22 protein-coding genes and 1 tRNA gene are annotated in these 26,549 nt (G+C 73.9%); 15 read left to right on the top strand and 8 right to left on the bottom strand.

What is annotated here, in order from left to right; translation table 11 throughout:
- Positions 1-15 precede the first annotated feature (15 nt).
- The 7 genes from ACFVFR_RS03170 (at position 16) to ACFVFR_RS03140 (ending at position 5,550) form a co-directional block, all read left to right on the top strand.
- On the top strand, positions 16-321 hold the full coding sequence (locus ACFVFR_RS03170) for a 4a-hydroxytetrahydrobiopterin dehydratase (RefSeq protein ID WP_383697570.1): 306 nt from the start codon (positions 16-18) through the stop codon (positions 319-321).
- A 382-nt stretch (positions 322-703) separates the two neighbouring features.
- Entirely contained in the window at positions 704-1,249 is a 546-nt protein-coding gene (locus ACFVFR_RS03165) for an RNA polymerase sigma factor (RefSeq protein ID WP_383697568.1), read from the top strand.
- Positions 1,240-1,944, top strand: coding sequence for a hypothetical protein (locus ACFVFR_RS03160; protein ID WP_383697567.1), 705 nt, complete (start codon positions 1,240-1,242; stop codon positions 1,942-1,944). Before ACFVFR_RS03165 ends, ACFVFR_RS03160 begins: the two co-directional genes overlap by 10 nt.
- A complete protein-coding gene (locus tag ACFVFR_RS03155) occupies positions 1,941-2,321 on the top strand; it encodes a hypothetical protein (RefSeq protein WP_383697565.1) in 381 nt (126 codons plus the stop codon). Before ACFVFR_RS03160 ends, ACFVFR_RS03155 begins: the two co-directional genes overlap by 4 nt.
- Before the next feature lie 618 nt (positions 2,322-2,939).
- Positions 2,940-3,605, top strand: coding sequence for a hydrolase (locus ACFVFR_RS03150; protein ID WP_383697564.1), 666 nt, complete (start codon positions 2,940-2,942; stop codon positions 3,603-3,605).
- A 227-nt stretch (positions 3,606-3,832) separates the two neighbouring features.
- Positions 3,833-4,297 carry a MarR family winged helix-turn-helix transcriptional regulator gene (locus ACFVFR_RS03145; protein ID WP_383697562.1) on the top strand — a complete coding sequence of 155 codons (465 nt, stop codon included), beginning with the start codon at positions 3,833-3,835 and terminating at the stop codon, positions 4,295-4,297.
- 254 nt (positions 4,298-4,551) lie between these two features.
- On the top strand, positions 4,552-5,550 hold the full coding sequence (locus ACFVFR_RS03140) for a class I SAM-dependent methyltransferase (protein ID WP_383697561.1): 999 nt from the start codon (positions 4,552-4,554) through the stop codon (positions 5,548-5,550).
- A 435-nt stretch (positions 5,551-5,985) separates the two neighbouring features.
- Here the strand turns inward: ACFVFR_RS03140 and ACFVFR_RS03135 are convergent, their stop codons facing one another.
- Together ACFVFR_RS03135 and ACFVFR_RS03130 are read right to left on the bottom strand one after the other, a co-directional pair.
- Positions 5,986-7,146 carry a S1 family peptidase gene (locus ACFVFR_RS03135; protein ID WP_383697559.1) on the bottom strand — a complete coding sequence of 387 codons (1,161 nt, stop codon included), beginning with the start codon at positions 7,144-7,146 and terminating at the stop codon, positions 5,986-5,988.
- Positions 7,147-7,376: 230 nt separating this feature from the next.
- The gene (locus ACFVFR_RS03130; protein ID WP_383697558.1) at positions 7,377-8,366 is read right to left on the bottom strand and encodes a LysR family transcriptional regulator; all 990 of its coding nucleotides are present in this window, start codon (positions 8,364-8,366) and stop codon (positions 7,377-7,379) included.
- Positions 8,367-8,584: 218 nt separating this feature from the next.
- Here ACFVFR_RS03130 and ACFVFR_RS03125 point away from each other — a divergent pair, with 218 nt between their 5' ends.
- Positions 8,585-9,337 carry an SDR family oxidoreductase gene (locus tag ACFVFR_RS03125; protein WP_383697556.1) on the top strand — a complete coding sequence of 251 codons (753 nt, stop codon included), beginning with the start codon at positions 8,585-8,587 and terminating at the stop codon, positions 9,335-9,337.
- Positions 9,338-9,507: 170 nt separating this feature from the next.
- On the opposite strand, the gene ACFVFR_RS03120 is transcribed toward ACFVFR_RS03125, so the two are convergent.
- Both ACFVFR_RS03120 and ACFVFR_RS03115 read right to left on the bottom strand, forming a co-directional pair.
- Positions 9,508-10,341: an aldo/keto reductase gene (locus ACFVFR_RS03120; protein ID WP_383697555.1), complete on the bottom strand. Its 834-nt coding sequence runs from the start codon at positions 10,339-10,341 to the stop codon at positions 9,508-9,510.
- A 140-nt stretch (positions 10,342-10,481) separates the two neighbouring features.
- On the bottom strand, positions 10,482-12,305 hold the full coding sequence (locus tag ACFVFR_RS03115; protein WP_383697724.1) for an AMP-dependent synthetase/ligase: 1,824 nt from the start codon (positions 12,303-12,305) through the stop codon (positions 10,482-10,484).
- 444 nt (positions 12,306-12,749) lie between these two features.
- On the opposite strand from ACFVFR_RS03115, the gene ACFVFR_RS03110 reads away from it, so the two are divergent.
- From ACFVFR_RS03110 to ACFVFR_RS03095, 4 genes are all read left to right on the top strand, one after another.
- Positions 12,750-13,283: a hypothetical protein gene (locus ACFVFR_RS03110; protein ID WP_383697553.1), complete on the top strand. Its 534-nt coding sequence runs from the start codon at positions 12,750-12,752 to the stop codon at positions 13,281-13,283.
- A gap of 128 nt (positions 13,284-13,411) precedes the next feature.
- Positions 13,412-14,248, top strand: coding sequence for a DUF4097 domain-containing protein (locus tag ACFVFR_RS03105; RefSeq protein WP_383697552.1), 837 nt, complete (start codon positions 13,412-13,414; stop codon positions 14,246-14,248).
- Between the two features lie 628 nt (positions 14,249-14,876).
- The gene (locus tag ACFVFR_RS03100; protein WP_383697551.1) at positions 14,877-15,863 is read left to right on the top strand and encodes an ATP-binding cassette domain-containing protein; all 987 of its coding nucleotides are present in this window, start codon (positions 14,877-14,879) and stop codon (positions 15,861-15,863) included.
- Positions 15,860-16,651, top strand: coding sequence for an ABC transporter permease (locus ACFVFR_RS03095; RefSeq protein ID WP_383697549.1), 792 nt, complete (start codon positions 15,860-15,862; stop codon positions 16,649-16,651). Before ACFVFR_RS03100 ends, ACFVFR_RS03095 begins: the two co-directional genes overlap by 4 nt.
- Positions 16,652-16,800: 149 nt before the next feature.
- On the opposite strand, the gene ACFVFR_RS03090 is transcribed toward ACFVFR_RS03095, so the two are convergent.
- Positions 16,801-17,667: a LysR substrate-binding domain-containing protein gene (locus ACFVFR_RS03090; RefSeq protein WP_383697547.1), complete on the bottom strand. Its 867-nt coding sequence runs from the start codon at positions 17,665-17,667 to the stop codon at positions 16,801-16,803.
- A 268-nt stretch (positions 17,668-17,935) separates the two neighbouring features.
- Here ACFVFR_RS03090 and ACFVFR_RS03085 point away from each other — a divergent pair, with 268 nt between their 5' ends.
- Positions 17,936-18,982 (top strand): bile acid:sodium symporter family protein, encoded by a 1,047-nt coding sequence (locus ACFVFR_RS03085; RefSeq protein ID WP_383697545.1) that lies wholly within the window; start codon positions 17,936-17,938, stop codon positions 18,980-18,982.
- A 336-nt stretch (positions 18,983-19,318) separates the two neighbouring features.
- Here the strand turns inward: ACFVFR_RS03085 and ACFVFR_RS03080 are convergent, their stop codons facing one another.
- From ACFVFR_RS03080 to fdhD, 3 genes are all read right to left on the bottom strand, one after another.
- The gene (locus ACFVFR_RS03080) at positions 19,319-21,181 is read right to left on the bottom strand and encodes an exo-alpha-sialidase (RefSeq protein WP_383697543.1); all 1,863 of its coding nucleotides are present in this window, start codon (positions 21,179-21,181) and stop codon (positions 19,319-19,321) included.
- Between the two features lie 900 nt (positions 21,182-22,081).
- Positions 22,082-23,269, bottom strand: coding sequence for a serine hydrolase domain-containing protein (locus tag ACFVFR_RS03075; RefSeq protein ID WP_383697541.1), 1,188 nt, complete (start codon positions 23,267-23,269; stop codon positions 22,082-22,084).
- Between the two features lie 534 nt (positions 23,270-23,803).
- Positions 23,804-24,775, bottom strand: coding sequence for a formate dehydrogenase accessory sulfurtransferase FdhD (gene fdhD, locus ACFVFR_RS03070; RefSeq protein ID WP_383697540.1), 972 nt, complete (start codon positions 24,773-24,775; stop codon positions 23,804-23,806).
- Positions 24,776-25,213: 438 nt separating this feature from the next.
- On the opposite strand from fdhD, the gene ACFVFR_RS03065 reads away from it, so the two are divergent.
- A tRNA-Leu gene (locus tag ACFVFR_RS03065) sits at positions 25,214-25,298 on the top strand.
- Positions 25,299-25,613: 315 nt separating this feature from the next.
- Positions 25,614-26,450, top strand: a complete 837-nt coding sequence (locus tag ACFVFR_RS03060; protein ID WP_383697538.1) for an alpha/beta fold hydrolase — start codon at positions 25,614-25,616, stop codon at positions 26,448-26,450.
- Positions 26,451-26,549: the final 99 nt, after the last annotated feature.

Here is a 26,549-nt window from a genome sequence, read left to right as displayed (position 1 = left end):
AAGGGGAACGCCCGCATGGCCGCACAACCGCTGTCCCGGCAGGAGATCGACGAGCGCCTGGGCGAGCTGCCCGGCTGGAGCACCGACGGCGAGCGCATCACGCGCACCTACGCCTTCCCCGGCCACCCGCAGGGCGCCGCGATGGTCGTCCACGTCGCCCAGCTCCAGGAGGAGCTGAACCACCACGCGGACCTGCTGCTCAGCTACGACAAGCTGACGGTCACGGTGAACACGCACAGCGTCGGCGGCAAGGTCACCGACCTCGATCTCGAACTGGCCCGCCGCCTGGAGGCCATCGCCCCCGGCCACCGCGCCCACTGACCCGCGTCACCCCGCCCGACCCCCGCCCCCCCGCCGAGGTCCCGGACCCCTGTCCCCGGTCCGGGGCCTCGACGGCGTGCGGGCTCCCGCCGAGCCGTCGCCGAGTCGCCCGCCACGCTCGCCGAACCACCCGGCGCCCCACCCTGCCGCGCCCCCGCTCGCCCCGCCGCGCGCCGGAGCGCGCCGGGTCTGCCGCGCACCCCGTTCCGTACCTCCGCCCGTCCCCGGGACGTCACGCGAACGCCGGACCTCTGCCCCAGGATGTGCGCACCGTGGCGTGATCCAGGCCACGCGTGAGGGGTGAGCCGCCGCCGTGTCGAACCCGCAGAGCGGTGCGTGAGATAGCAGGCTGTAGCGGTATGGGACGGAGAGGAGCCAATGCGTGCCCGAACCCAGCGACAAGCTGCTGGCCGTACGGGCCGGGGAAGGCGACGAGGCGGCGTTCGAGGTGCTGGTACGCCGGCACAGCGGGCAGCTGCTCAGTCTCGCCACCCGGCTCCTCGGCAGTCGGGCGGACGCGGAGGACGCCGTGCAGGACGCGTTCGTGAGTGCCTGGCGAAGACTTCCGGAGTTCCGCGCCGACGCGGCCTTCTCCACCTGGATGTACCGCATCGTCACCAACCGGTGCCTGAACCTGCTCCGCGCGCGTCGGCCCACCCAGGACCTCAGCACGGTCCCCGAGCTGAGCGCGCCCGAGCACGCGGCGTCACCGGTACGGGCGGCCGAGTCCACCGAGGTGGTGCGGGCGCTCTCGGACGCGCTGGGCGGGCTGACCCCCGAGCAGCGCGCCTGCTGGGTGCTGCGGGAACTGCACGGCCTGTCGTACGAGGAGATCGCCGAGGTGACCCATATCAGCCAGCAGGCCGTACGCGGCCGGATCTTCCGAGCACGGCGCTACCTGACGGAGGCGATGGGCGCATGGCGGTAGACATGACCCCGGGTTCGCCCGGCGACGGGCCGGACCGGGACCACGAGAACCCCGAGCCGCACACGGACGAGGACGAGACCCTGCTGTGCGGGCGCTCGCTGTCGGCCGTCTGGGAGGCCGAGGAGGCGGACGAGCACACCGCCACCTGCCCTTACTGCCGCGAGGCGCTGGCCGGCCTCGGCGTGCTCGACCGGTACGTCCGGGAGGCCCGCGCGGAGCGGGAGCCGCCAGCGGAGGCCATAACGGATCGGGTGATGAACCTGGTCAGAGCCGAGCTGCGGCCCGGTCGGATGCTGCCGTTGGGCGAGCCCGTGGACGACGCGTGGATCGCCGAGGTCGCGGCGGCCAAGGTGTTCCGGGAGACGGCGGAGTCATTGCCCGGCGTGTTCGCGGGCAGTTGCAAGGTCATGCCGATCGACCCCGCGGCGGCCCGCCGCGCACTGCTCCCCGGGGCCCCGCGACACCGCGGCCCGATGCGCGTGTCGCTGGAGCTCACGGCGGCGCTGGAGTGGACGGTGCCGGACCTGGCCGCGCGCGTCCGCCAGTTGGTCGCCGACGCGGCGCGGGACGTGGTCGGCATGGACATCGCGGAGATCGACGTGTCCGTCGTGGACGTCCTGGGGGACGACCTCGGTGACGTACGGGACGGTGAACCGCCGCTCTCCGGTGACACCCGCGAAAGGAGAGAGTGGTGATCCCCTCGCACGAAGAGGCCAAGGAGCACACCGGCGTCCTAGAGGCCGCCGCCGACGCCGCCCGACGCACGCCCGGCGTCGCCTACCTGCGCCCGGGGTTCGGCGATCTGGTACGCGGCGCGGCGGTGCGCTACCGCTCGCGCGGAGCGGGCGCGCCGCCCGCGAGCCGGATAGCGGGCGTCCGCGCGCAGCGCACCGGACCCCCGCACGGCTGGAGCCTGCGCATTCACCTCGCGGTCGCCCGGGGGCACCGCGCGCTCGACGTCACCCGCGCGGTGCGCGCGGCGGTCACCACGGCCGTCCGCGAGCTCCCGACGGCGGGCGGCGCGCCCGCACCGCAGGTGAGCGTGACCATCACGGTCACCGACATCGTGTAAGGGCGTCCGGCCCGCCCCGCCCGACGAGCGCGTCCCGTACGGCGGGCCCGCCCCGGGCACCGGCGCCCGGCTCGACCGGCGCGCTCTGACCGTCCAGCGCACCTCGCTTCCGACGCGGACCGTCCGACGCGACGCGACCCTGTCCCCGGCTCGACCGGCCCACCTGCCGCGATCCGTCGGCGCCGACCCGCCGCTGGGACGCGACCGGTGCGGCCCCGCCGGCGGGGGTGGCCCGCTCGGCGCGGCCGGCCACTTCTCCCGGCGGGCGCGGCCCGTCGAGGTCGGCTTGGTCGCCGGTCGCTGACCGGTGGGGACCCGCCGTGGCACCACGTGGGCCCCTTCCGTGTGGGGGCCGGCGAACCCGTGGAGCCCCGGCCGGGTGGCGGCCCGCGCCGCCCGCCCTCGGGTGCGGGCCGTCCCGCCTACCCCTGCCGCGAGAGGTGGGCCCGGCGGTCGGGCCGGGGCGACGGGGGGCGTCGCTCCGGGCTGGTCGGCCGGCGATCGGGTGGCTCCCGGTCCCGAAGGGGCGACCCTGGACAAGTAGTTGACGCGTCATATAGAAAGATGACGCGTCAACCAGGTGAGGGGGGCGCGCCCGCACTCCTTGAGGAGATCTCTATGAGCACGTCGCCGAAGACCGGCCTCGAAGCCCTGCTGACCCCCGAGGAGAGCGTCCTGGTGCTGATCGACCACCAGCCGTACCAGTTCGCCAACCTGCACAGCCACGAGCCGACGATGGTCACCAACAACGTCGTGGGCCTGGCCAGGGCGGCCAAGGGCTACGGCGTCCCGACGATCCTGACCACGGTCGTGGAAGACCGCGGCGGCCTGCTGATCCAGCCGTTGCGGGACGTCTTCCCGGACCAGAAGCCGATCAACAGGACCTCCATCAACCCCTGGGAGGACCAGGTCGTGGTGGACGCCGTGAAGGCCACCGGACGTCGGAAGCTGATCATCGCCGGCCTGTGGACGGAGATCTGCGTGGCCATGCCCGCCATCCAGGCGGTGGGCGAGGGTTTCGACGTCTACGCCGTCACCGACGCGTCCGGGGGCGTGACCGTCGAGGCGCACGACATGGCGGTGCGGCGCATGATCCAGGCCGGGGTCGTACCGATCACCTGGCTGGCCGTGATGGGCGAGTGGCAGCGCGACTGGGCCCGGACGGACCGCATCACGCCGCAGGACCAGATGGCGGCCCTGGCGCACGCGGGCGCCACCGGGATCGCGACGGTCTGGGAGCAGCAACTCCTGAACACCCCGGTCGCCGAGACGGCCGGGGCGTAACCGGGGGGAGCGCCGGGGCGACCTCGTCGGAGCGTCGCCCCCGCTCCGCCCGTCACGGGACGGTCCGCGCGACGCCCGGCCGTCACGCGACGGTACGACGCCCAGTCGCCACCCGGTGGGGAGCCGGGACGTCCTGGGGCTGCCCCCCCCGGGGGGCGCGTCGCGCCGGTGGCCGGGACGCCCGGCCGGGCCGGTGACGCGTCAACCAGTTCACTACACTCGACCTCGTGACTGACGGGGTGAACTGGCTGACGGCGGAGGAACAGCACGCGTGGAGGAGCTTCGTCCGGCTGCATGAGCGGCTCATCGGCCGTCTGGCGCACCTGCTCCAGACGGAGTCCCAGCTGGCGGCGGCGGACTACGCGGTCCTGGTCAACCTGACGGACGTGCCCGAGGGACGCCGGCGGTACCAGGACCTCGCGCGGGCGCTGGAGTGGGAGAAGAGCCGGATGTCCCACCACATCACGCGGATGATCGGGCGGGGGCTGGTGACGCGCGAGGAGTCCCCCGACGACGGGCGAGCCGCCTTCGCCGTGATCACCGAAGCGGGACGCGAGGCCATCGCGGCGGCGGCCCCGCTGCACGTGCGGGCCGTCCGGTCCCTCTTCCTGGACCACCTCACCCCGGCGGAACTGCGCACCCTGGCCGAGATCTCCGCCCGCGTGGTAGGGAAACTGGACGAGGACGCCTGAACGAAGCGCGCCCGCCTGCCCGGCGGACACCCGCGCGCCCCGCCGACGGGGCGGCTTCTCGCCGATCCCGCGCTCGCTGCCCCAGGGCGCCCCGCCCGCCACCTCACCCGACACCCGGAGCGACATCCGGCCCCCGCGCGTTGCCGAACCGGCAACGATGTTTGCCGGCCGGGTGGGTGTGGAGGCAGGCTCGCCCCGGGTGGCCGCGCGAGGCCGCCGCACCGCGAGAACCGTGACGAGCCGAAGGCGGCGACATGACCCAGGCGCACTCCCACCCCCACGCCCACCCGCACACGGGCCAGCCGCACGGGCACACCCACCACGCGGACCTGGACTGGGCGACGGAGGGCCCGCGCCTGGTGCGCGAGGCCGAGGTCTACCAGCCGCTCACCGAGCAGGTGATCACCTGGCTGCACGAGCGCCTGGCCGCCACCGGCACCCGACCCGACGCGGTACGCCGGGTGCTCGACATCGGCAGCGGCGCCGGCATCGTCACCTGCCTGCTGACCGAGGCGTTCCCGCGCGCCGAGGTCGTCGCGGTGGACGCCGCCCAGCCGCTGCTGGACCTGACCGCCGACCGCGCCGCCCGGCACGGCGTCGGCGACCGCGTCAGCACGTTGCTGGCCGACCTCCCGGACGGAGTCGCGCGCGGCGCGAACGGCGACGCGGCCACCACCGACCCGGCGCCGGCCACCGACGCGGCGGGCCGGCCGGTCGTGGCCGGCATCGGCGAGGCCGACGTCATCTGGTCCCGCAAGGTCCTGCACCACGTCGGTGACCAGCGCGACGTGGTGAACCGGCTGGCCCGCGCGCTGCGCCCCGGCGGCCTGATCGCCCTGACCGAGGGCGGACTGCCGTCCCGCTTCCTGCCCCGCGACCTCGGCTTCGGCCGGCCCGGCCTGCAGGCCCGACTGAACGTGGCCACCGAGGAGCGGTTCGAGGGGATGCGGGCCGGGCTGCCGGGCGCCACGCGGGAGCGCGAGGACTGGGCCGGGATGCTCGCCGGGGCCGGGCTGCGCGAGGCCACCAGCCGTGGCTTCCTGCTGGATCTGCCGGCCCCGCTCGGCCAGGACGGGCGTGCCTACCTCGCCTCCGTCCTGTCCCGCTTCACGGAACACGCCCCGGAGCTGGTGGACGCGGCGGACCACGCCACGCTGGCGAAGCTGCTCGACCCCACCGACCCGGAGAGCCTCGCCCAGCGCGCCGACGTCTTCCTGCTGACGGCCGAGACCGTCCACACGGCGTACGCCTGACGCCCGGCCTACGCCGCCGGGTAGGGCCCGCGCGCGGACCCGGCCGGGCGAGAGCGGCACGGCACGCGGCGGCGGGGCGGCGGCCCGGCGCGCCCCTGACGTGCGGCCGTCGGGTGGCGCGGGCGTACGCCGCCCGGCGTGGGCCCGGACCCGCGTCGGGAGCCCATGCGATGCGCCCGGGGTGCGGTGCGGCGTGGGCCCGCCGCGCGGGCTTCGGCGGCCGGGCGCGGTGCGCGCACGCCAGGCGCCGCCGCCCCGGTGGGGGGCGACGGCGCCGGTGGGTCAGGGGACGAGCGGCGCGCGCGTGGGTCGCGTGCGCTGGGTGGTGCGAGGGCCGGTGCGCTGGCACCGGCCCCCGGTCGTACGGGGGCCGTCCGGTGGGCCGGTCGGCCGGTGCGGGCGGCGCGGGCCGCTGGGACGGCGCCGCCCGCCGGATCAGCCGGTGACCAGCGTCAGGCCGTACGCGCTGAGCAGCGGGTTGATGGGCTGGTGGTACGTGGTGCCACCGCTGCTGCAGTTGCCGGAGCCACCGGAGGTGACGCCCTGCGCCTGGCTGCCGGAGATGTACGAGCCGCCGGAGTCACCGGGCTCGGCGCAGACGCTGGTGCGCGTCACGCCGGAGACGGTGCCCTGCGGGTAGCTGACGCTGGTGTTGTGCTGCTGCACGGTGCCGCAGTGCCAGCCCGTGGTCGAGCCGGAACGGCAGATGGAACCGCCGACGGCCGTCTGCTGCGAGCCGGAGACGGTCACGTTGCCACTCTGGCCCTTCACCCACGGGCGGGCCGTCCACTGGCTGTTGACGGCGACCCAGGCGGTGTCGGCGCCGGGGAAGCGGGACGCCTGGAAGGAGCCCTGCGCCACCCGGTTGAAGCCGGTGGTGCTCTGGCCGGCGGTGCCGCAGTGGCCGGCAGTGGCGAAGCCGCTCTGGCTGCCCTTCTTCACCGAGAAGCCGACGGAGCAACGCGAGCCGCTGCCGATGTAGTACGCGTCGCCGCCACGGACGTCGTAGAACGTCTGCGGCTGCTCGGCGGACTTCACCACGCGCACCAGCGCGCTGTCGGCACCGCTCCTGGCGATCAGGGCGCGGGCGGCGGCCGGGTCGGAGGCGCGGACCACGACGCTGTTGGACTTGACGTCCACGTACCACACCGGCGCGGCCTGCGTGGAGTTGGTGCGGGCGGCCCGGTCCAGCGCGCTCTTGGCGGCGTCCAGTTCCTTCAGGCTGTGCTTGACGACCTGGGCCTTGGCGCCGGCCGCGGCGATGGGGGCGCTGTCGGCCGGGTCGGTGGTGGCGATGACCAGGCGCGCACGGTCGCCGGTCAGCCAGGAGCCGCCGAAGTCGGCGCCGACGGTGCCGCGCAGGTCGCTCTCCAGCGTGGCGGCCCGGTACTCGTTGGCGATGCGCTCCTTGGCCTCAGCGGGGGACAGGCCAAGGTCGCGCTCCATGGCCTTGAGCATGCCGGCCGGCAGCTCCGACACGGCGGCCGAGGACACGGGGGAGGCGGGGCCGTTGTCGGCCACCGCCGGGAGGGTGGTCAGGGAGAAGGCGCTCATAGCGATGGCGCAACCGGCGATCAAGCCACGTCTGCGGAGCATCTGGTGTTCTCCTCATGTCGGGGGTGGCGTCACCGTAATCCGGACGGCACTCGTCGTGGACCTGTCAAGTAACCCATATCGCGGCGCTATGGCATCGATCACGCCGCGGGGCCGTATCGGCCCCATCGCGCGACATGGGTGTCCGCGATGCCGGCCTGGCCGTGGCGGTGCGGCGACGGTGACGGGGTGATGGGGGCATAACGGTCGACCCGTGCCCCGGAGGCGGGGCACTAGGCGGTCGCGGGTCCGGCCGCGACCGTGCCGAAGTCCGAGGTACATCGCGCGTGGGACTCCAGCCACGTCGCGTACGTCTGGCTGCGCCGCACCGCGTCCGCGTGCGCCGCCCTGGCGTGCCCCGCGACGGCGGGGGCGGTGTCGGCGGCCGGCGCGCCCGGGTGGTAGCCGACCATGTGCCGCCAGCTCAGCGGCGCCCCCGCCAGCGGTCGTACGACCACCCCCGGGGTGGGCGGGAAGGTGGCCCGGCACAGGCCCACGGCGCGGCCCACCTGGACCAGGTGCACGCACGAGGCCGTGTCCGTCTCGAAGACGGACACGGGGGTGAAGCCGGCGCGCGTGCACGCGGTCGCGAAGCAGTCCCCGAAACATCCGTCGCCGGGTACGTTGGTCCACGACTCCGAGGCCAGCGCGCTGAGCTTCAGCTCCACCTCGCCGGCCAGCGGGTGATCCTCCACGAGCATCACGAACACCGGGTCGGTGCCGATGAGTTGCCAGGTCAGCTGGTCGTTGACGGGCGGCGCGCTCTGCCCGCACACGCCGATGAGCGCGTAGTCCAGCCGCCCTTCGACGACCATGGTGCTCAATTCCTGTACGGACCAGGACGTATAGGTGCTGACCGGGGCGGACGGGTGGGCGGTGGCGAGTCGGTCGATCAGGCCGCCGAGGAGCGGCCCGTGGGTGCCTCCGATACGGAAACGTTGGATGTGCGCCCACGCGTTCGCGAACCGTACGGCCTCCTCCTGGAGCTCGCGCACCGCGGGCAGCAGCACCCGGGCCCGGTCCAGGACCAGTTCGCCCAGCGGGGTCGGTCTGGCCCCCGTGCGGTCCCGGATGAACAGTGGCCCGCCCAGCGCCCGCTCAATCCGCTTGAGTTGGGTGCTGAGGGCGGGCTGGGCGAGTCCGAGTGAGGCTGCGGCCTTGGTCAACGAGCCCGTGTCGGCTATCGCGCGTATCGCTCTGAGGTGCCGCAACTCAAGCTCCATATGCGAAAGCTATGGCGGCTTTCGCGCGGCAGCAATACACGTGCCTGACCTTCTCGCGTAACCTTCCCCGCCGCCGACGCGCCGCGCGGGGGCGTCGACGGGACGGGGAATTTATGCGCCCCTTCCCCTAGTTGGCACCTGCGAACCCTGATCACGGGGGTGGGCGGCCCCCGCGCGGGGGCGTGTCGACCCCTCGCGCCACCGCCGAAAGGACATCGATGTCAACCTCAGGCACGACCCCACCCGCCTTCACGTCACCGCTCGCCGGCCGTACCGTCGTCATCCTCGGCGGCGGCTCGGGCATGGGACGCGCGGTGGCCCGCCGCGCGGTGGCGGCCGGGGCCACGGTGGTGCTCGGCGGACGCACGGCCGACCGACTGGCCGCCGTGGCGGAGGAGTTGGGCCAGGCGGTGAGCTGGCGCACGGTGGACACCACCGACCAGGAGTCGCTGGCCGCCTTCTTCGCCCCGCTGGAGCGCGTGGACCACCTGTTCACACCGGCCGCCTCGTACCAGACCGGCCCCATGCTGGAGCTGGACGACGAGGCGGCGGAGAGCCCCTTCACCTCGAAGTTCTGGGGCCAGTACTACGCGGTCAAGCACGCCGCGCCCAAGCTGGCCCGCGACGGTTCGGTGGTGCTGGTCTCGGGCGCGGCGAGCGTACGCCCCTTCGGTTCGGCCCCGGCCTACGTCGCGTGCAACGCCGCCGTCGAGGGCCTGGCCCGTGGTCTGGCCGTCGAGCTGGCTCCGGTGCGGGTCAACGTGGTCTCGCCGGGGGCCATCGACGGCGACCTGTGGGGGCGCCGTCCGGCCGAGGTGCGTGAGGAGGGCTTCACCCGCTACCGCGAGGCGACCGTGCTGGGCCGGATCGGCACCGAGGACGAGGTGGCCGACAGCGTGGTGTTCCTGTTCGGCAACGGCAACATGACGGGCTCCACGCTCTACCCCGACGGTGGCTACGCGCTGCGCTGACGTCTGACGGGGCGGCAAGCGACGCCCCGGCCGAGACGCGGAAGCCGTCGTCGCCCGCCCCACGCGGGGCCGGGCGGCGACGGCGGTGTCCGACGGGCGTGCCGGCCGGCGGCACGCGTCTCACCCGCTCCGCGCGGAGCGGGGCGGGTGGGCGGTCAACAGCGGGCGGGTCAGCCCACGTTGAAGGTGTCCGGGTCGGGGCCGGTACGCCGACCCGCGTCCAGGGTGGCGAGCGTCGCCAGGTCGTCGGCGTCCAGCTCGAAGTCGAACACCTCGATGTTCTCGCGGATGCGCGAGGGGGTCACCGACTTGGGAATGACGACGTTCCCGAGCTGGAGGTGCCAGCGCAGCACGACCTGGGCCGGCGACTTGCCGTGCTTGGTGGCGATGGCGCCGATCTTCGGGTCGTCCAGGAGGCCCTTGCCGGAGCCGAGCGGGGACCACGCCTCGGTGGCGATGCCGTGTGCGGCGTGGAAGGCGCGCAGGGGGCCCTGCTGGAGCTGCGGGTGCAGTTCGATCTGGTTGATCGCCGGGACCACGGAGGTCTCGGCCAGCAGCCGCTCCAGGTGGACCTGGTGGAAGTTGGACACGCCGATCGCCTTGGCGCGGCCCTCGGCGTGAATCTTCTCCAGCGCCTTGTAGGTGTCCACGTACGCGTCCTTGGCGGGCGCGGGCCAGTGGATCAGGTACAGGTCCACGTAGTCGAGGCCGAGCTTGGTCAGCGAGGAGTCGAAGGCGCGCAGCGTCGCGTCGTACCCCTGCTTGTCGTTCCAGACCTTGGTCGTGACGAACAGTTCCTCGCGGGGGATGCCCGACTCGGCGATCGCCTTGCCCGTGCCCTCTTCGTTGTCGTACGCGGCGGCGGTGTCCACACTGCGGTAGCCGGCCTCAAGGGCGGTGCTCACGGCGGCCGTGGCCGCGGCGTTCTCCACCTGCCACACGCCGAAGCCGAGCTGCGGAATGGCGGTGCCGGAGTTGAGAGTGATGGAGGGGATCTTGCTCACGAGCAGTCGATCCTTAGGTTGGAGGTTGCGGTACTCCAGCCTCAACCATCTGGCCGCTGATCGCATTCCCACCGCTGGAGACTTTCCGCTTTCGCTGGCCATCGCCTCCCACCCGCCAAGCGGGTCGGTGAAGTGCCAGGTCAGGTGTGATAGAGGGCTTCGACCTCGCTCGCGTACGCCTGGGTGATGGCCTTCCGCTTCAGCTTGAGGGAGGGGGTGAGCAGCCCCTCCTCCTCGGTGAACCGGGTGGCCAGTATCCGGAACGTGCGAATCGACTCGGGCTGGGAGACCAGCGTGTTGGCCGCCACCACGGCCCGCCGGATCTCGGCCTCCAGCTCGGGGTCGCGGACCAGCTCCGGCGGTGGCAGGTCGGGCTTGCCGCGCATCCGGAGCCAGTGGGCCACCGCGTCCGGATCGAGGGTGACCAGCGCGGCGACGAAAGGGCGGTCGTCGCCGACCACGACGCACTGCGCGACCAGCGGATGGCCGCGCACCCGCTCCTCCAGGGGCATCGGGGAGACCGTCTTGCCACCGGAGGTCACCAGCACCTCCTTCTTGCGACCGGTGATCGTCAGATAGCCGTCCTCGTCGAAGGCGCCCAGGTCGCCGGTGGCCAGCCAGCCGTCGCGCAGGACGGCCTCGGTGGCCCGCGGGTCGCCCAGGTAGCCGGCGAAGACCTGCCCGCCGCGCACCAGCACCTCGCCGTCGTCGGCCAGGCGCACCGTGGTGCCGGGGATCGGCACCCCGACAGTGCCGAAGCGGGTCCGCTCCGGGGGGTTGGCGGTGGCCGCCGCCGTGGTCTCGGTCAGGCCGTACCCCTCGAAGACGGTGATGCCCGCCCCCGCGAAGAACAGGCCCAGCCGCCGCTCCATGCCCGAGCCGCCCGACATCGCGTACCGGATGCGCCCGCCCATGGCCCCGCGCACCTTGGCGTAGACGAGCTTGTCGTAGAGCTGGTGCTGGACGCGCAGCGAGGCCCCGGGCCCGGCGCCGGTGCCAAACGCCCGACGCTCGCCGGCCTCCGCGTGCCGCACCGCCACCTCGTACGCCTTGTCGAAGGGGCCCGCCTTGCCGGCGGCCTCGGCGCTGCGGCGGGCGGCGGCCAGAACCCGTTCGAAGATGTGGGGAACCGCCAGGATGAACGTGGGCCGGAACGCGCGCAGATCCGGCAGCAGCGCGGTGGCGGACAGCTCGGGCTGGTGGGCCAGCTTGACCCGGTACCGCACGGCGGCGACCTGCACCATCCGCCCGAAGACGTGAGCCAGCGGCAGGAACAGCAGGGTGCTCGCCTCGTCGCCGGGCCGGGAGTGGAAGACCGGCTCGTAGCGCGCGACGATGTTGTCGGTTTCGGCCATGAAGTTGGCGTGGGTGAGCACGCAGCCCTTGGGGCGGCCGGTGGTGCCCGAGGTGTAGATGACCGTCGCGGTCGAGTCGGGTGTCAGCGCGAGCCGGTGGCGGTGCACCACGTCGTCGTCCAGCTCCCGCCCGCTGGCGAGCAGGCTCTCCAGCGCGCCGGCGTCCAGCTGCCACAGCCGGTCCAGCCGGGGGAGCCGGTCGACGACGGAGCCGACCGTCATGGCGTGGTCCTCGTGCTCGACCACACACGCGCGCACCTGCGCGTCGTGCAGCGTCCACAGCACCTGCTCGGCCGAGGAGGTCGGGTACAGCGGCACGGACTGGGCCCCGACCGACCACAGGGCGAAGTCGAAGAGGGTCCACTCGTACCGCGTGCGGCACATGATCGCGACCCGGTCGCCGAACCGCACGCCCTGCGCGAGCAGTCCCTTGGCCAGCGCCAGGACCTCGTCCCGGAACTCGCCCGAGGTCACGTCGCGCCAGCGGCCGGCCACCTTGCGCGCGAACACCACCCGTCCCGGATCGTCGGCGGCGTGGTCGAACACGACATCCGCCAGCCCCCCGACCTGGGGCGCCGTCGCCAGGGGTGGGACGGTGAACTCGCGCAACTGCTCACTCCTCGGGCTCCGTACGGCGCCGCGACCGTACCCGATGCCGGGTCCGTCGGGCAGCGGCGTTCCGTATCCGGTGACGATGACAAAGGCGCTGGTCAACAGGGTGGGAACGGGCCTATTCGTAGCTTCCGTGCGGCAGGTCGGGGCGGTGGCGCGATCCGTGTGGCCGGTTTCTGCACCGAATCTTTCCGAACGCGGCACCCGGGCTCTACACCCGCGCACCGGCTTTCTGTGGCCCGGCGCGAAGGCGGGGGCCGGTCGGGCTCGCGCGGGACGCCGTGGCGCGGTCGAACGTGAGCTGGCCCCTGGTGTCGGTGGGCCCCGGGTGGGGCGCGGCGCCCACGTGGCGCGGTGGTCACGGCCCTCGACGCCACGCTGGCGCCTGCATGGCGCAGGACGGGGCTTGCCATGGCGCCACATTGGCGCCATGATGGCGCTATGGACCTCGCACCGTATGTCGACAACCTCCGACACGAACTGGCGGTGGCCGCGGCGGCGGGTGGCGACGAAGCCCGCGCGCTGGCGGAGCGGCTCACCGCCCCCCTGGAGTCGGCCACCCGCCTCACCCTGCTGAACGCGCTGTCCGCGGCCGTCGACGAGATCACCCGCGAGCTGGCGCCGGGCTCCGTCGACGTCCGGCTGCGCGGTCTGGACCCGGAGTTCGTGGTGACGGCGCCACCCGAGACGGAGGCGTACGAGCGGGGTCGGGAGCCCGAGGCCGCGCCCGGCGGCGTCCCGGCGTCCGTGCCCGTCGCCGTGTCGGAGGGCGAGGACGGCGGGACGGCGCGGATCAACTTCCGACTGCCCGCCCACCTCAAGACCCGGATCGAGGACGCCGCGAGCCAGGAGGGGCTGTCGGTCAACGCCTGGCTGGTGCGGGCCGCCGCCACCGCCCTGGAGCCCGACGCGGCGGCGCGTGGCCAAGGTCGCGGTCGCCGCCGTGGCCAGAGCTACACCGGCTGGGTGCGCTAGCCACCTCCGTCGGGCCTCACCCGGCCACCGTCGTACGACAGCGGCAGTCGTCACCGTACGGGCGGCCTCCCAGCTCCCTCCCACTCGACCCGCACCGGCCCTCAGCCGAGCCCCAGGACGGAACCGTCATGCCTGAATTCGACACACCCGAACCCATCTCCGTCACCCTCGAAGGCGACTTCGGCACCGCCCGTGTCATCGCCGGCGAGCGCGCCGTGACCGTGGTCGAGGTCCTGCCGGACAACGGCGCCGAGGACGACGACGTACGCGCCGCCCAGCAGACCAAGGTCACCTACGCGAACGGCGCCCTGCTGGTCAAGGGCCCCAGGAAGCGGTCGCTCTTCGGTCGGACCGGGTCCCTGGACGTGACCGTCGAGGTCCCCGCCGGCTCGCACGTACACGGCGGCATGGCCGTCGGGGACGTCATCTGCGAAGGCCGCTTCGGCCGCTGCGACCTGAAGGTCTCGGTCGGCGACATCCGCGTCGGCGAGGCCGAGCGGGCCAGTCTCCGGACGGGCCTCGGCGACATCAGCGTGGACCGGGTGGCCGGCGACGCCGAACTCACCGGGTCGGGCCGGGTCACCGCCGGCAGCCTGGGCGGCGCGGCCACGGTCAGGAACCTCAACGGCGAGACCACCCTCGGCGAGGTCGCCGGCGACCTGCGGGTCAACTCCTCCAACGGCCGCATCTCCGTCGGCGTCGCGCACGGCGGGGTCGACGCCCGATCCGCCCACAGCGGCATCCGCGTCGGCGAGGTCGTCCGGGGCGCGATCACCCTCCAGACCGGCACCGGCGACCTGGAGATCGGGGTCCGCGAGTCCGTCGCCGTCTGGCTCGACGCCCACTCCGGACTGGGGGCGGTACGCAACACGCTGGGCCCCATCGACGCGCCCGCCGCCTCGGACCAGACCGTCCAGGTCCGCGCCCGCACCCGTCTCGGCGACATCCTCCTGCACCGCGCCTGACCCCGCGCCCCCCAGCCACCACACCGGACCACACCCACCGTCCCGCACCTCTCCCGCCCACCACACGGTTCCCGTACGCCGCGTTCGCGCCGTACCCCCACCGCGCCGTCCGTACACCGCGCCGTAGACCGCCGCAGGCCGCGCGCCCCCGTACGTCCTGACCTCCCGCGCGCCCCGGCCCTCCGCGCGCGCCCGCTCCTTCGGACCGCCGCGACCGCCCCCCCCCGCGCGTCCACCACTTCCGCGCGCCCCGCCGTCCCGTCCCGCCGCGTGGGCCCGCCCCGCGCGCGGCGGCGCGGTGACGTCCCGCTCGCCGGCGTCCGTGCCCTGACGCCGCTCCCGCGCCCGCTCGCCCCGCGTGACCGGTCACCCCACGCGCCATCTGACGCACCATCCGATCCATCGGCCGGCCGCCGGGGCGGGCCGCCGTGTCCGCCGCGACGGTCGCCGAAACAGCGACCACCCCCCTCGCGCGTCCATCAACTTCCCTGCAAGTAAACGAAGTTGACACTCCGTCACTATTCGGCTGTGACCCCGTACCCGTACCGCGCCGCATCCAACGACACCCCTGACGACACAACCGACGACACACCCGACGTCACCACCCAAGGAAGAGGCTCTGATCGTCATGTCCGCTACCCACTCCGGGGCGCCGCGCCTCGCGCCCGCGGCGATATCCGCCGTCGGGCTGCGCAAGTCCTACGGCGACAAGCTGGTCCTCGACGGCATCGACCTGCGCATCGCCGAAGGCACCGTCTTCGCGCTGCTCGGGCCGAACGGCGCCGGCAAGACCACCACCGTGGAAATCCTGTCGACGCTCATCGCCGCGGACGCCGGGACCGCCCAGATCGCCGGCCACGACCTGGGCCGCGAGGCCGACGGCGTACGCCGCGCGATCGGCGTCACCGGCCAGTTCGCCGCCGTGGACGGCCTGTTGACGGCCGAGGAGAACCTGATCCTGATGGCGGACCTGCACCACCTGGGTCGGGCCCAGGGGCGCCACCGCGCCGCGGACCTGCTGCGCCGCTTCGACCTGACCGAGGCCGCCCGCAAGCCGGTCGCCACCTTCTCGGGCGGCATGCGGCGCAAGCTCGACCTGGCGATGACGCTGGTCGGCAACCCGCGGATCATCTTCCTCGACGAGCCGACCACCGGGCTCGACCCCCGCAGCCGCCGCACCATGTGGGAGATCATCCGCGCCCTGGTCGCCGACGACGGCGTCACCATCTTCCTCACCACGCAGTACCTGGAGGAGGCGGACCAGCTCGCCGACCGGATCGCGGTCCTGGACCAGGGCAGGCTGGTCGCCGAGGGCACCGCCGACGAGCTCAAGCGGCGTATCCCCGGCGGGCACATCCGCCTCTCCTTCACCGACCCGCGCCGCTTCGAGGTGGCCGCCGACCTCTTCCAGACGGCCGCGCGCGACGCCGAGACCCTCGCGCTGCGGATTCCCAGCGACGGCGGCATCGCCACCGTGCGGGCCGTGCTCGACGTCCTGGACGCCGCCGAACTGGAGGCCGACGCGCTCACCGTGCACACCCCCGACCTCGATGACGTCTTCCTGACCCTGACCGGCCCCGGCTACGCCCCCACCACCCAACGGAGCGCGTCATGAGCACCGCCACCCACGCCGTCACCGACTCGATGACCATGCTGCGGCGCAACCTGCGGCACGCCCTGCGCTACCCGTCCATGACCATCTCCGTCGTGGCCCTGCCGGTCATGATGCTGCTGCTGTTCAACTACGTCTTCGGAGACGCCCTGGGCACCGGTATCGCGGGCGCGCCGGCCGGTGACGGGGAGTACATCGACTACGTCGCCCCCGGCATCATCCTGATGGCGGCGACCGCCGGTTCGGTGGCCACCGCCGTGGGTGTCTGTGTGGACATGACCGAGGGCATCGTGAGCCGCTTTCGGACCATGGCCATCTCCCGGGGCGCGATCCTGGCCGGGCACGTGGTGGGCACCGCGATCCAGACCATGATCAGCGTCGGGCTCGTCATCGGCATCGCCCTGGCCGTGGGCTTCCGACCCAACGCCAACCCCGTGGAGTGGCTCGCCGCCATCGGACTGCTGGCGCTGGTGACGATAGCGCTGTCGTGGCTGGCCGCCGCCATGGGGATGGTGGCCAAGAACGTGGAGACGGCCAGCAACGCCCCGATGCCGCTCCAGTTCCTGCCGTTCATCGGCAGCGCCATCGTCCCGCCGGAGTCGATGCCCTCCGGGGTGCGCTGGTTCGCCGACTACCAGCCGTTCACCCCCGTCATCGAGACGCTACGCGGCCTGCTGCTCGGCACCGAGATCGGCCACAGCGGCCTCGTCGCGATCGCCTGGTGCCTCGGCCTGACCCTGGTCGGCTACCTGTGGGCGCGGCTGTCGTTCAACCGGGTGGTACGCCGGTAGCGGCGGCGCCCCGCGCCCGGGCCGGCGCCGTCGAGTCGGGCGCGGCGAGCAGGAGGACGGTGGGCCGGGCCCGGTCCGGCCCACCCGTGAGAGGGCGTCCCCGCCGCGCCGGGCGCCGTCCCGCCGCGAGGGCCCGGGCCCCGTGGTGGTCAGCCGCCCCGGTGCAGTCGGTCGCCGCCCGCGAGGATCGCCGAGGCCAGCGCGTCCACGCCGCCGTGGGCGGCTCCCGCGCCCTCGCCGCGCAGCAGCGCGAACTCGACCGCGCCCAGGTCCGGCAGGCCCGCCCGGTCCGGCACCCGCACCAGGCCGGGCGGGATCATGCCCCGGGTGTGCGCCATGACGCCGAGCCCCGCGCGGGCCGCCGCGACCAGGCCGTTGAGGCTGCCGCTGGTGCACGCGATCCGCCAGGCCCGGCCGTCGGCCTCCAGCACCTCCAGCGCGCGGGCCCGGGTCAGGCCCGGCGGCGGGAAGACGATCAGTGGCACCGGGCGGTCCGGCTCGATCCGCAGCCGGTCACCGCTGATCCACACCAGCCGGTCCCGCCACACGAGCTGGCCCCCGGGCCGCTCGGGCGAGCGCTTGGCCAGGATCAGGTCGAGCCGCCCGGCCTCCAACAGCGCGTGCAGCGTCCCGGACAGCTCCACGGTCAGCTCCAGGTCCACCCTCGGGTGGTCGCGGCGGAAGCCGGCCAGGATCTCCGGCAGCCGGGTGAGCACGAAGTCCTCGGAGGCCCCGAACCGCAGCCGGCCGCGTGGCCGCTCGCCCGCGAACCAGCTCGCCGCCCGCTCGTTCGCCGCCAGGATCGTCCGGGCGAAGCCCAGCATCGCCTCGCCGTCCTCGGTCAGCTCCACGTTGTGCGTGTCCCGGAGGAACAGCTGTCGCCCGGCCGCCGCCTCCAGCCGGCGCACCTGCTGACTGACGGTGGACTGCCGCAGCCCGAGCCGCTGGGCGGCCTGCGTGAAGCTGAGGGTCTGCGCGACCGTGCGGAAGGTGTGCAACTGCGTCGGGTCGAACATGCCGCCACCGTAGCCCGTCATCGCGACTCGTGATGACAGTGAGTGCGGTGAGCGGCTTTCCCGATGAGCGTGCGGTGCGGCAGGGTGGCCGGGTCAGCCCCTCGCACGTCGCGGGGCCCGAGGCACGCCGAAGGTCCCCACGACCTCCGACGCCCCGGGCAGCCGAGCCCGTGCACCCGCCCGGAACGGCGGAAGCCGCCTCCGAACAGGAACGCCGCCCGCGCGGTGGGCCCGCCCGCGGCGGGGGACCCGCCCGGAAAGGGAGTCCATGCGTCGCCCCGCCCTCGCCCGCCCCGCCTGGTTGCCGATCGACGGGTTCCTCCTGGCGCTGGTCGCCACCGTCGCCCTCGCGGCCCTGCTGCCGGCGACCGGAGCGGCGGCCACGGTCGCGGACGACTCCACCACGCTCGCCGTCGCCGGTCTGTTCTTCCTCTACGGCGCCCGCCTCTCGGCCCGCGAGACGATGGCGGGGCTGCGCCACTGGCGGCTCCACCTGACCGTCCTCGCCTGCACCTTCGCCGTCTTCCCGGTGCTCGGCCTGGCCGCCCGTCCGCTGGTGCCGCTGGTCCTGACACACCAGCTCTACACCGGCCTGCTCTTCCTGTGCCTGGTGCCCTCCACCATCCAGTCGTCCATCGCCTTCACCTCGGTGGCCCGGGGCAACGTCGCCGCGGCCATCTGCGCGGGCTCCTTCTCCAGCCTGGTCGGCGTGGTCGCGACGCCGCTGCTGGCCGGGCTCCTGCTGGGAGCCAGTGGCGGGTTCTCGGCCCACTCGCTGCTGGCCATCGCCCTGCAACTGCTCGCCCCCTTCCTGGCCGGGCAGGCGCTACGCCGCTGGGTCGGCGGCTTCGTCACCCGACACCGCCGCGTCCTCGGCTACGCCGACCGTGGCTCGATCCTGCTGGTCGTCTACACCGCCTTCAGCCACGGCATGGCCGAGGGCGTCTGGCACCAGGTCACCTGGGCCCGGCTGCTGGCGCTGCTCGGCGTGGAGGCCGTCCTGCTCGCCGCCATGCTCGGCCTGACCTCCTACGGCGCCCGCCGCCTCGGCTTCGGGTACGCCGACCGGGTCGCGATCACCTTCGCCGGTTCGAAGAAGAGCCTGGCGGCGGGGCTGCCCATGGCCAGTGTGCTGTTCGGCGCGGGGGCCGGCCTCGCGGTGCTGCCGCTGATGCTCTTCCACCAGCTACAGCTCATGGTGTGCGCGGTCCTCGCCAGGCGCTACGCCGCCCGCGCCCCCCACGACCCGCCACCCGCCGGCCCCACCACGCCCGAGCCCCTGCCGACCACGGGAACCCGGACCCCGACGCCGTGACCCGGCACGGGCTGGGGGGTCACCCCGGCCGACACTCCCACCCCGGCCGACACCCACGCCGCACGCCGACGCGGCCCACCCCTCGTCAGCCCGTGGCGCGGTCCTCGCCCCACGCCACGGCCCTGCGACGCGCGCCCGGCCCCCGCAACGCCAGGAGGCCGAGGCCGCCACCGGCGACCCCGGCCCGCTGGCGTCCCCGTACCGGCCACCGCCTCCACACCACGTCACGCGTCCACCACCCCGCGCGCCCCGCCCGAGACCTCCCGGCGGGCACCCGCACCCGCTCAGGAGTCGGCGGACGGGCCGCGCCGGGGACGGCGGGCGGCGCGGTCCGGGTCACGAGCGCACGACGCGGTCCAACGGCAGCCACACGACCGCGCCGTCGTTGGCGACGCCCTGGGCCGAGGACGTGCCCAGTCGGTCGATCGCCGCGTCGGACAGGGCGCGGTCCACGACCAGCACCTCGTCCAGCGCGCCCGCCAGGTGCGAGCGGCTGTCCACCTTCTGCCCGACGTGGACGCCGAAGACCGAGTTGCGGCTCACCGAGCCGTCCGGGGCGTCCACACCGATCGGTGCGCCATCCACGAAGAGGGTGAGTTCACCCGCGCCCCGCCGCAGCGCCAGATGGTGCCAGCGCCCGTCGTTGTGCGCGCGGGGGGCGCGCACCGTCGTGGTGACCGGCGGCGCCGCGCCGTCCACCGTCAGCATCGACGCGGTGATCCGGTCGCTGCCGGGCTCACCCCGCACCGCCACCTGGGGTGACTTGTTGCCGACCCCGCCCATCCACAGGAAGGGCTGTTCACCGCCGGTGGCCTGGTAGCGGAACCACAGGCTGACGGTGAAGTCGCGCTCCCCGAGCGGCAGCGTCCTACGGAAGGGCAGGCGTACCGCGTCATTGGCGCCGTCGAACTCCAACGCCTGGCCGAACCGGCCCTGCCCCGTGCGTGCCCCGCCCAGCACCGTGGCCGGATGCGCGCCGTCGCCACCGTCCGCCGTCGTCGGGTCGGGGCCCCGGCGCCGCCCGAGCCAGTCCTCGGTGAAGCGCGCGAAGCGGATCTCGTCCCGGGCGTCCACGGCCCCGCCCTCGTAGAGCAACCCGATCGACCCGCCGGACAGGGTGACCAGATCCGAGTAGCCCGACCAGTCGGTGGTCACCACCGCGCCCCGGTCCACGCCCTCCCAGGTGCCGCCCCCGTCGTAGGAGGAGCGGATCATCATGGTCCGCCGCCGGTCCGGGTCGGCCGGTGCGGACAGCAGCAGCCGACCGGGACCGCGCTCGCCGTCGCCCGCGCCGCCCACGCGGGTCAACGCCCCCTGCACCATGGGGGAGTACAGGTCGGGCAGCGCGCGGAACGGGGCCTGGAAGCTCTCCCCGCCGTCCCGGCTCACGGCGGCGTCGCGGTGGCCCAGGTCCGTGCCCTCCTGCTCGCGCCCGTTGACGTAGACGCCCCCGTCCGCGCGCTCCACCAGCGTCAGCTCGGACGGCTTCTGCCGGAACGTGCCGTCCGTGGCGAGCGGCCAACTGTCCCGCGCGCCGAGCCGCCAGGAGTTCCCGCCGTCGTCGCTCAGGGCCAGCGCGGCGTGGTTGTCGGTGATGCGATCGGCGCCGTAGCTCTCCGCGTTGACGCCGAACACCAGCCGCCCCGCGTGCTTGCCCCGGGTGAGCTGGATGCCGTGCACCGGCCCGGTGGCGTACCAGGCGTCCCAGCGGGGGTCGCGGATGTCGGCGCTGATGTCACGCGGCGTGGACCAGGTGGCACCGTCGTCGTCGCTGTGCTGGAGGTGCGGCCGGCGGTCGCAGGGCACCTGGCAGTTCTGCGCGTCGGCACGGCCCTTGTTGTACGTGGTGGCCAGCACGACGCGGCCGGTTCGACGGTCCACGACCGGCGCCGGGTTGCCGTGCGTGTCGCCCTGCCCCTCGTCGATCACCTGGAGCCGACCCCAGGTGCGCCCGCCGTCGAAAGAGCGCTTGAGGACGAGGTCTATGTCACCCGCGTCGCCACAGTTGTCCACCCGGCCCTCGGCGAACGCCAGCAGCGTCTTGTCGCGACTCTCGACGATCGCGGGAATCCGGAAGCAGGCGTAGTCGCCGTCCTGGGACGCCTTGAAGAGCACCTGCTGCTCGAAGTCCGCACGGTCCGCCGCCACGGCACGGCCCGGGATGGCGGCCCGTACGGGAGCGGGCAGCAGGGCGATCAACAGGAGGGCCCAGAGCGTCGTACGGCTGGCCTGACGCAGCCGCGTGGCGCGCCGACCGCGCGACGCGCCGCCGCCCGGACGGGTGGCGGCGGACGCGGAGCGCGGGGCACCCCGCTGACGGGAGCCGTGCGGGGTGCCGGGTGGACGCGCCGCGTACGGGCGCTGAGCGGATCGGAGCCGATGCGATCTACCGCCTCTGGCGGGGTCTGCGTGAAGTTCTGACGCCATACTCGGACCTGCCCTTCGAAGGCATCTGGACATCAAGACATCCCACGTCCCATATGCGCTGCGCAGAAGGTACTTGTCTCCTTGCCACCCCTACAAGAACCGCGCGCCGCACGCGCTTCACTCGCTCAGGGGAACCAAGAACACATGATCGACGACGTGCCACGGCACCGCGCCGCCCGGTCGTGACGCCGCGCCACATCCCTCACGACGGATGTGCCCGCACGCCGCGGCGGCCAAGCGCGCGCCGGCCCGTTGACCGCCGCGCCGGCGGTCCGCCGCACGCCGGCGGCGAGCTGACGCCCCGTCGGCACGCTCCCGGGCGCGGCCCCCACCCGTGCGGGGCCCGCACCGCCGCCGCGGACCGCGACGCACGACTACCCGGTCGGCGCCGCCCGGGCGTGTCGCACCACCGGCCGCCACGTCTCGCGACGGGCGGCGCGCGTCCTGTGGCGGGCGGGCCCCGGAGGGTTGGGTGTATCGGGTGGGGCGCGCCCGGAGGTATGTGGCGTGACGTCGACCGGCGGCGGATCGCCCGATATGGAGGACGGGTCGCGGCACGGCGCGCCCGCCGTGCCCGTGTGCGCCGCCCGTGCGCTCGGCCCTTGGGGTGGCGGCACCCCGCGACGGGCACGGCGCGGCCCCCGTATCCATCTGTCGCGCGGCGCTGTCAGCTCAGTGCGACCCCGCGCACAGCGCCCGGTCGACCAGGCCCTTGACCGCGGCGTCCGTACGGTCCTGCCGCTCCGTGTCGGCCGCGTCGTAGCTGTTGACCGCGACGGTGACGGCCCGGCGCCCGTCGGTGGTCACACCGTTCTCGCTGGCGTAGCCGAGCGCGTTGCCGCCGTGGTGCCAGTAGAACCCGCCGCAGGTCAGCGGCGTCGTCTCGATGCCCAGGCCGTAACCGCGCCCCGGCTCGTCCGGCATCGGGCGTACCGTGCGCATCTCGGCCAGCTCGGCCGGCCGCAGCACCCGCCCGCCGATCAGCGCGGTGAAGAAGGTGTTGATGTCGGCGGGTGTGCTGACCACCGCCCCCGCGGCGTCCGCGGACGAGGGGTGCATGACGGTGGTGTCCACCCGCCGCCCCGGCCCCCGGCCGTCGAGGGGCGCGAAGGTGTGATAGCCGTGGGCGTACGGATGGTCGAGGTACGGGTCGCGGCTGGGCACCCGGGTCTGGCGCAAGCCGAGCGGCGCGATGATCCGCCGGGTGACCTCCCGCTGCCAGGGGCGGCCCGTGACCCGCTCGACGATCATCCCGAGCAGCAGGTAGTTGGTGTTGCTGTAGCGCCAGTTGGTGCCCGGTGCGAAGTCCGGCGGGTACCGCAGGGCGCCGGCGACCAGCCGCTCGACGGGGACCCGGTCGTAGCGGTGCGCGGAGTAACCCTCGGCGGAGTAGCCGGCCGGGAACAGCTTCGGGTCCCTGGTGTAGTTGGGCAGGCCGCTGGTGTGCTGGAGGAGTTGGCGCACGGTGACGCGGCGGCCGTCGTGGCCGTGCCCCTCGACGACACCGGGCAACCAGGACGCCACGCTGTCCGACAACGCCAACTCGCCCTCCCCGACGAGTTGCAGGACGACGGCCGCCACGAACGTCTTGGTCGTGCTGCCCGTCCGGTAGTGCCCGTCACCGCGGACCGGCCTTCCGGTGCCGATCTCGGACTCGCCGGCGCTGGCGACGCTGGTCCCGGCCGGCGTGGTGAGCGTGGCCGTGACGCCGACGGCCCCGGTGCCCCGGACGGCGGCCACGTCCCGCGCCAGCGCCGACCCACCGGGCGCGGCGGCCGAGCGCCCGGCCACCGGCGCCCCGGCGGCCGGCCCCGCGCCGGCCATCCCGGCGACGACGGCGGCACACACCAGGGCGGCCACGCTCCCCAGGCCACCGCGCGACCGGCGCGGCCCGGGCATCGGGCGCGAGGGCGTCGACGGAACACGAACCAACGAGGGCACACGCATACGAGGTGATCCTCCCCAGAGGCGACGGCGCGCGCCGCGCGGTGTGAACGCCCCGCTCGCTGCCGAGCGGGCGGCGGGCCGTGGCATACGCACCGCGCACACCAGCCCCGACCAGCGCGTACGCCGACCGCCGCCCGGGGCTGTGGGTCGACGGCCGGCGTACGCCACCACTGTGCTGGCGCGCCACACCCTGGCGCGATCAAGCAGCCCCCCGACCGCACCGGGGGATACCCCCACCCCTCCCACCCGCCGGCCGCGCCCACCCCAGACGCGTCGACCCACCCGGGCCGACCCACCCACACGTGCCCACCCACACGCCCCGAGTGGCTGGCGGCTGTCCTCCTCAGCAGCCCGGCGCCCCGACACGCTCAGCGCCCCAGCGTCCCGACACGGTGGCCGGCGCCGCGTCCGTGCGCGGCGGCCCAGGCGAGGACGACGTGGCCGCCGCTACTCCTCCCAGGCCACCCGTTCCGTGCCCGCGTACACGTTCATGTCCGCGCCGCGCAGGAAACCGATCAGGGTCAGACCCGTCTCCTCGGCCAGGTCCACCGCCAGCGACGAGGGTGCCGAGACCGCCGCGAGCACCGGGATGCCCGCCATCACCGCCTTCTGCGCCAGCTCGAACGACGCGCGCCCCGACACCAGCAGCACACTCGACGACAGCGGCAGCCGGCCCTGTTGGAGGGCGCGCCCGACGAGCTTGTCCACCGCGTTGTGTCGCCCCACGTCCTCCCGCACGTCCACCAGCTCACCCTCCGCCGTGAACAGCGCGGCGGCGTGCAACCCACCGGTGCGGTCGAAGACCCGCTGCGCCGCGCGCAACCGGTCGGGCAGCGCGGCGAGCACGTCGGGGGAGAGGGTGACCGGGGTGGCCGGGTCACCCACGGGCCAGCGCGCGGTGGTCCGCACCGCGTCCAGGCTGGCCTTGCCACACAGTCCGCACGACGAGGTGGTGTAGACGTTGCGCTCCAGCGTCATGTCGGGCAGCGGCACTCCGGGTGCGAGGTGCACGTCGACCACGTTGTACGTGTTGGCCCCCCGCGCTCCGGCCGCCCCCCGCGCCACGGGCAGCGCCCCGCCGCCTCGGCCCCCGCCACCCGACAGCCCCGCGCCCGCGACGACCGGTACCGGCGCCCACGCCAGGGGCGCCCCGTCGTCGTCCGTCTCCTCGAACGGCGCGACCGCCCCGGCGCAGTACGCGATGGTGGCCAGCTCCTCGCCGAGCGCCAGCACACCCTCGCTGACCAGGAACCCGGTGGCCAGCGCGAAGTCGTCGCCCGGCGTACGCATGGTGATCGCGAGCGGCTTGCCGTTGAGCCGGATCTCCAGCGGTTCCTCGGCCACGAGCGTGTCGGGCCGTGTGCTGACCTTGCCGTTACGGATACGTACCACGCGCCGTCGCTCGGTGACCCGTCCCATGGTGTCGATCCATCCTGGTCGTCGCCGTGCCGTCGGCCAACCGTCGTACGCGTCGGCCCTGACCCTCGTATTGTCACCCAACCCCGCACGCCGCCGACCGGCCGACCCGCGCGGGCCCGGGTGACCACACCAGCCTCCGCCATCCCCCAGCCACCCTGGCCAACCTGGTCAGGGTGGGAGAAACCCCGGGGACTCCCACACCCGGCTGTCCCACCCACACCCCGCCGTCCCACCCCGCCCCCACACCCCAGTCACCCTCACCCACCACTCCGGACAGCCACCCCAAAACCGTCACGCTCCGTGCCCGCCCCGTGCCGACAACGCCGTCACCCACCCCCCTCCCGAGCCCCTCGCGAGGCGCGGATACGCAGGTGAAACGCACTGCGAATCCTTGGTATCGTTATCCATGTCGCTGCGGGCAACCGCAGAGCGCACCTGGTCCGGGTGGCGGAATGGCAGACGCGCTAGCTTGAGGTGCTAGTGCCCTTTATCGGGCGTGGGGGTTCAAGTCCCCCCTCGGACACCGACGGGTAGCCCACGGGAGCCCAGAGAGTGCTGGTTGAGATCGATCTCAACCAGCACTTTGTGTTTCCCGGAGCGTAGGTGAGTCGCAGGTCAGTCGTAGCGCGAGTTACGTGTGGACCTCGGCCTTGTCCGTGGGGCCGACAACCCCGACAGGGACCACGCGTCCGTGGGCCTGCGCCGGGTGCCTGGCAGACAGCGGTACGGCATCCACAGGCAAGGAGCGGTGCACTTCCCGACAACCGGTGGCGCGATGTCCGACATAGCGTGAGCGAGTCCCCTTCACCCCCCTGACTCGTAAGCGAGGAAGCACGACGTGCCGTACATCACCGTGGGCCAAGAGAACTCCACCAACATCGACCTGTACTACGAGGACCACGGAACCGGGCAGCCGGTCGTCCTCATCCACGGCTTCCCGCTCGACGGGCACTCCTGGGAGCGGCAGAGCGCCGTGCTGCTCGACGCCGGCTACCGCGTGGTCACGTACGACCGCCGCGGTTTCGGGCAGTCCAGCCAGCCGACGACCGGATACGACTACGACACCTTCGCGGCCGACCTGCACACCGTGATGGAGACCCTCGACCTGACCGACGCCGTCCTCGTCGGGTTCTCGATGGGCACCGGCGAGGTCGCCCGATACGTCTCCCGCTACGGTTCCGCCAGGGTCGCCAAGGTCGCCTTCCTGGCCTCGCTGGAGCCCTGCCTGCTCAAGAGCGACGACAACCCGGACGGGGTGGCCCCCAAGGAGTTCTTCGACGGTGTCGTCGCGGCTGTCAAGGCGGACCGCTACGCCTACTACACCACCTTCTACAAGGACTTCTACAACCTCGACGAGAACCTTGGCACCCGCATCAGCGAAGAGGCCGTCCGCAACAGTTGGAACGTCGCGGCGGGTGGCGGCTTCTACGCGGCGGCAGCCGCGCCGTCGACCTGGTACACCGACTTCCGCGCCGACATCCCGGCCATCGACGTGCCCGCCCTGATCCTGCACGGCACGGGCGACCGCATCCTGCCCATCGAGGGGACGGCGCGGCCGTTCCACAAGGTGCTCCCGTCCGCCGACTACGTGGAGATCGAGGGCGCCCCGCACGGCCTGCTGTGGACCCACGCGGAGGAGGTCAACGTCGCGCTCCTCACCTTCCTGGGGAAGTAACCGAACGGGAGCCGGGTCGCCTCGAAGGCGGCCCGGCTCCCGCGCGTTCGGCGACCCACCCTGACGCGAGCCCGGTACGACAGGGAGAGGCCGATGCGG

The sequence above is a fragment of the Streptomyces sp. NPDC057702 genome (genome assembly GCF_042799315.1).
Classification (GTDB): Bacteria; Actinomycetota; Actinomycetes; order Streptomycetales; family Streptomycetaceae; genus Streptomyces.
Note: the sequence above shows the minus strand (reverse complement) of the source record. Positions and strands in the feature narration are given on the sequence as shown.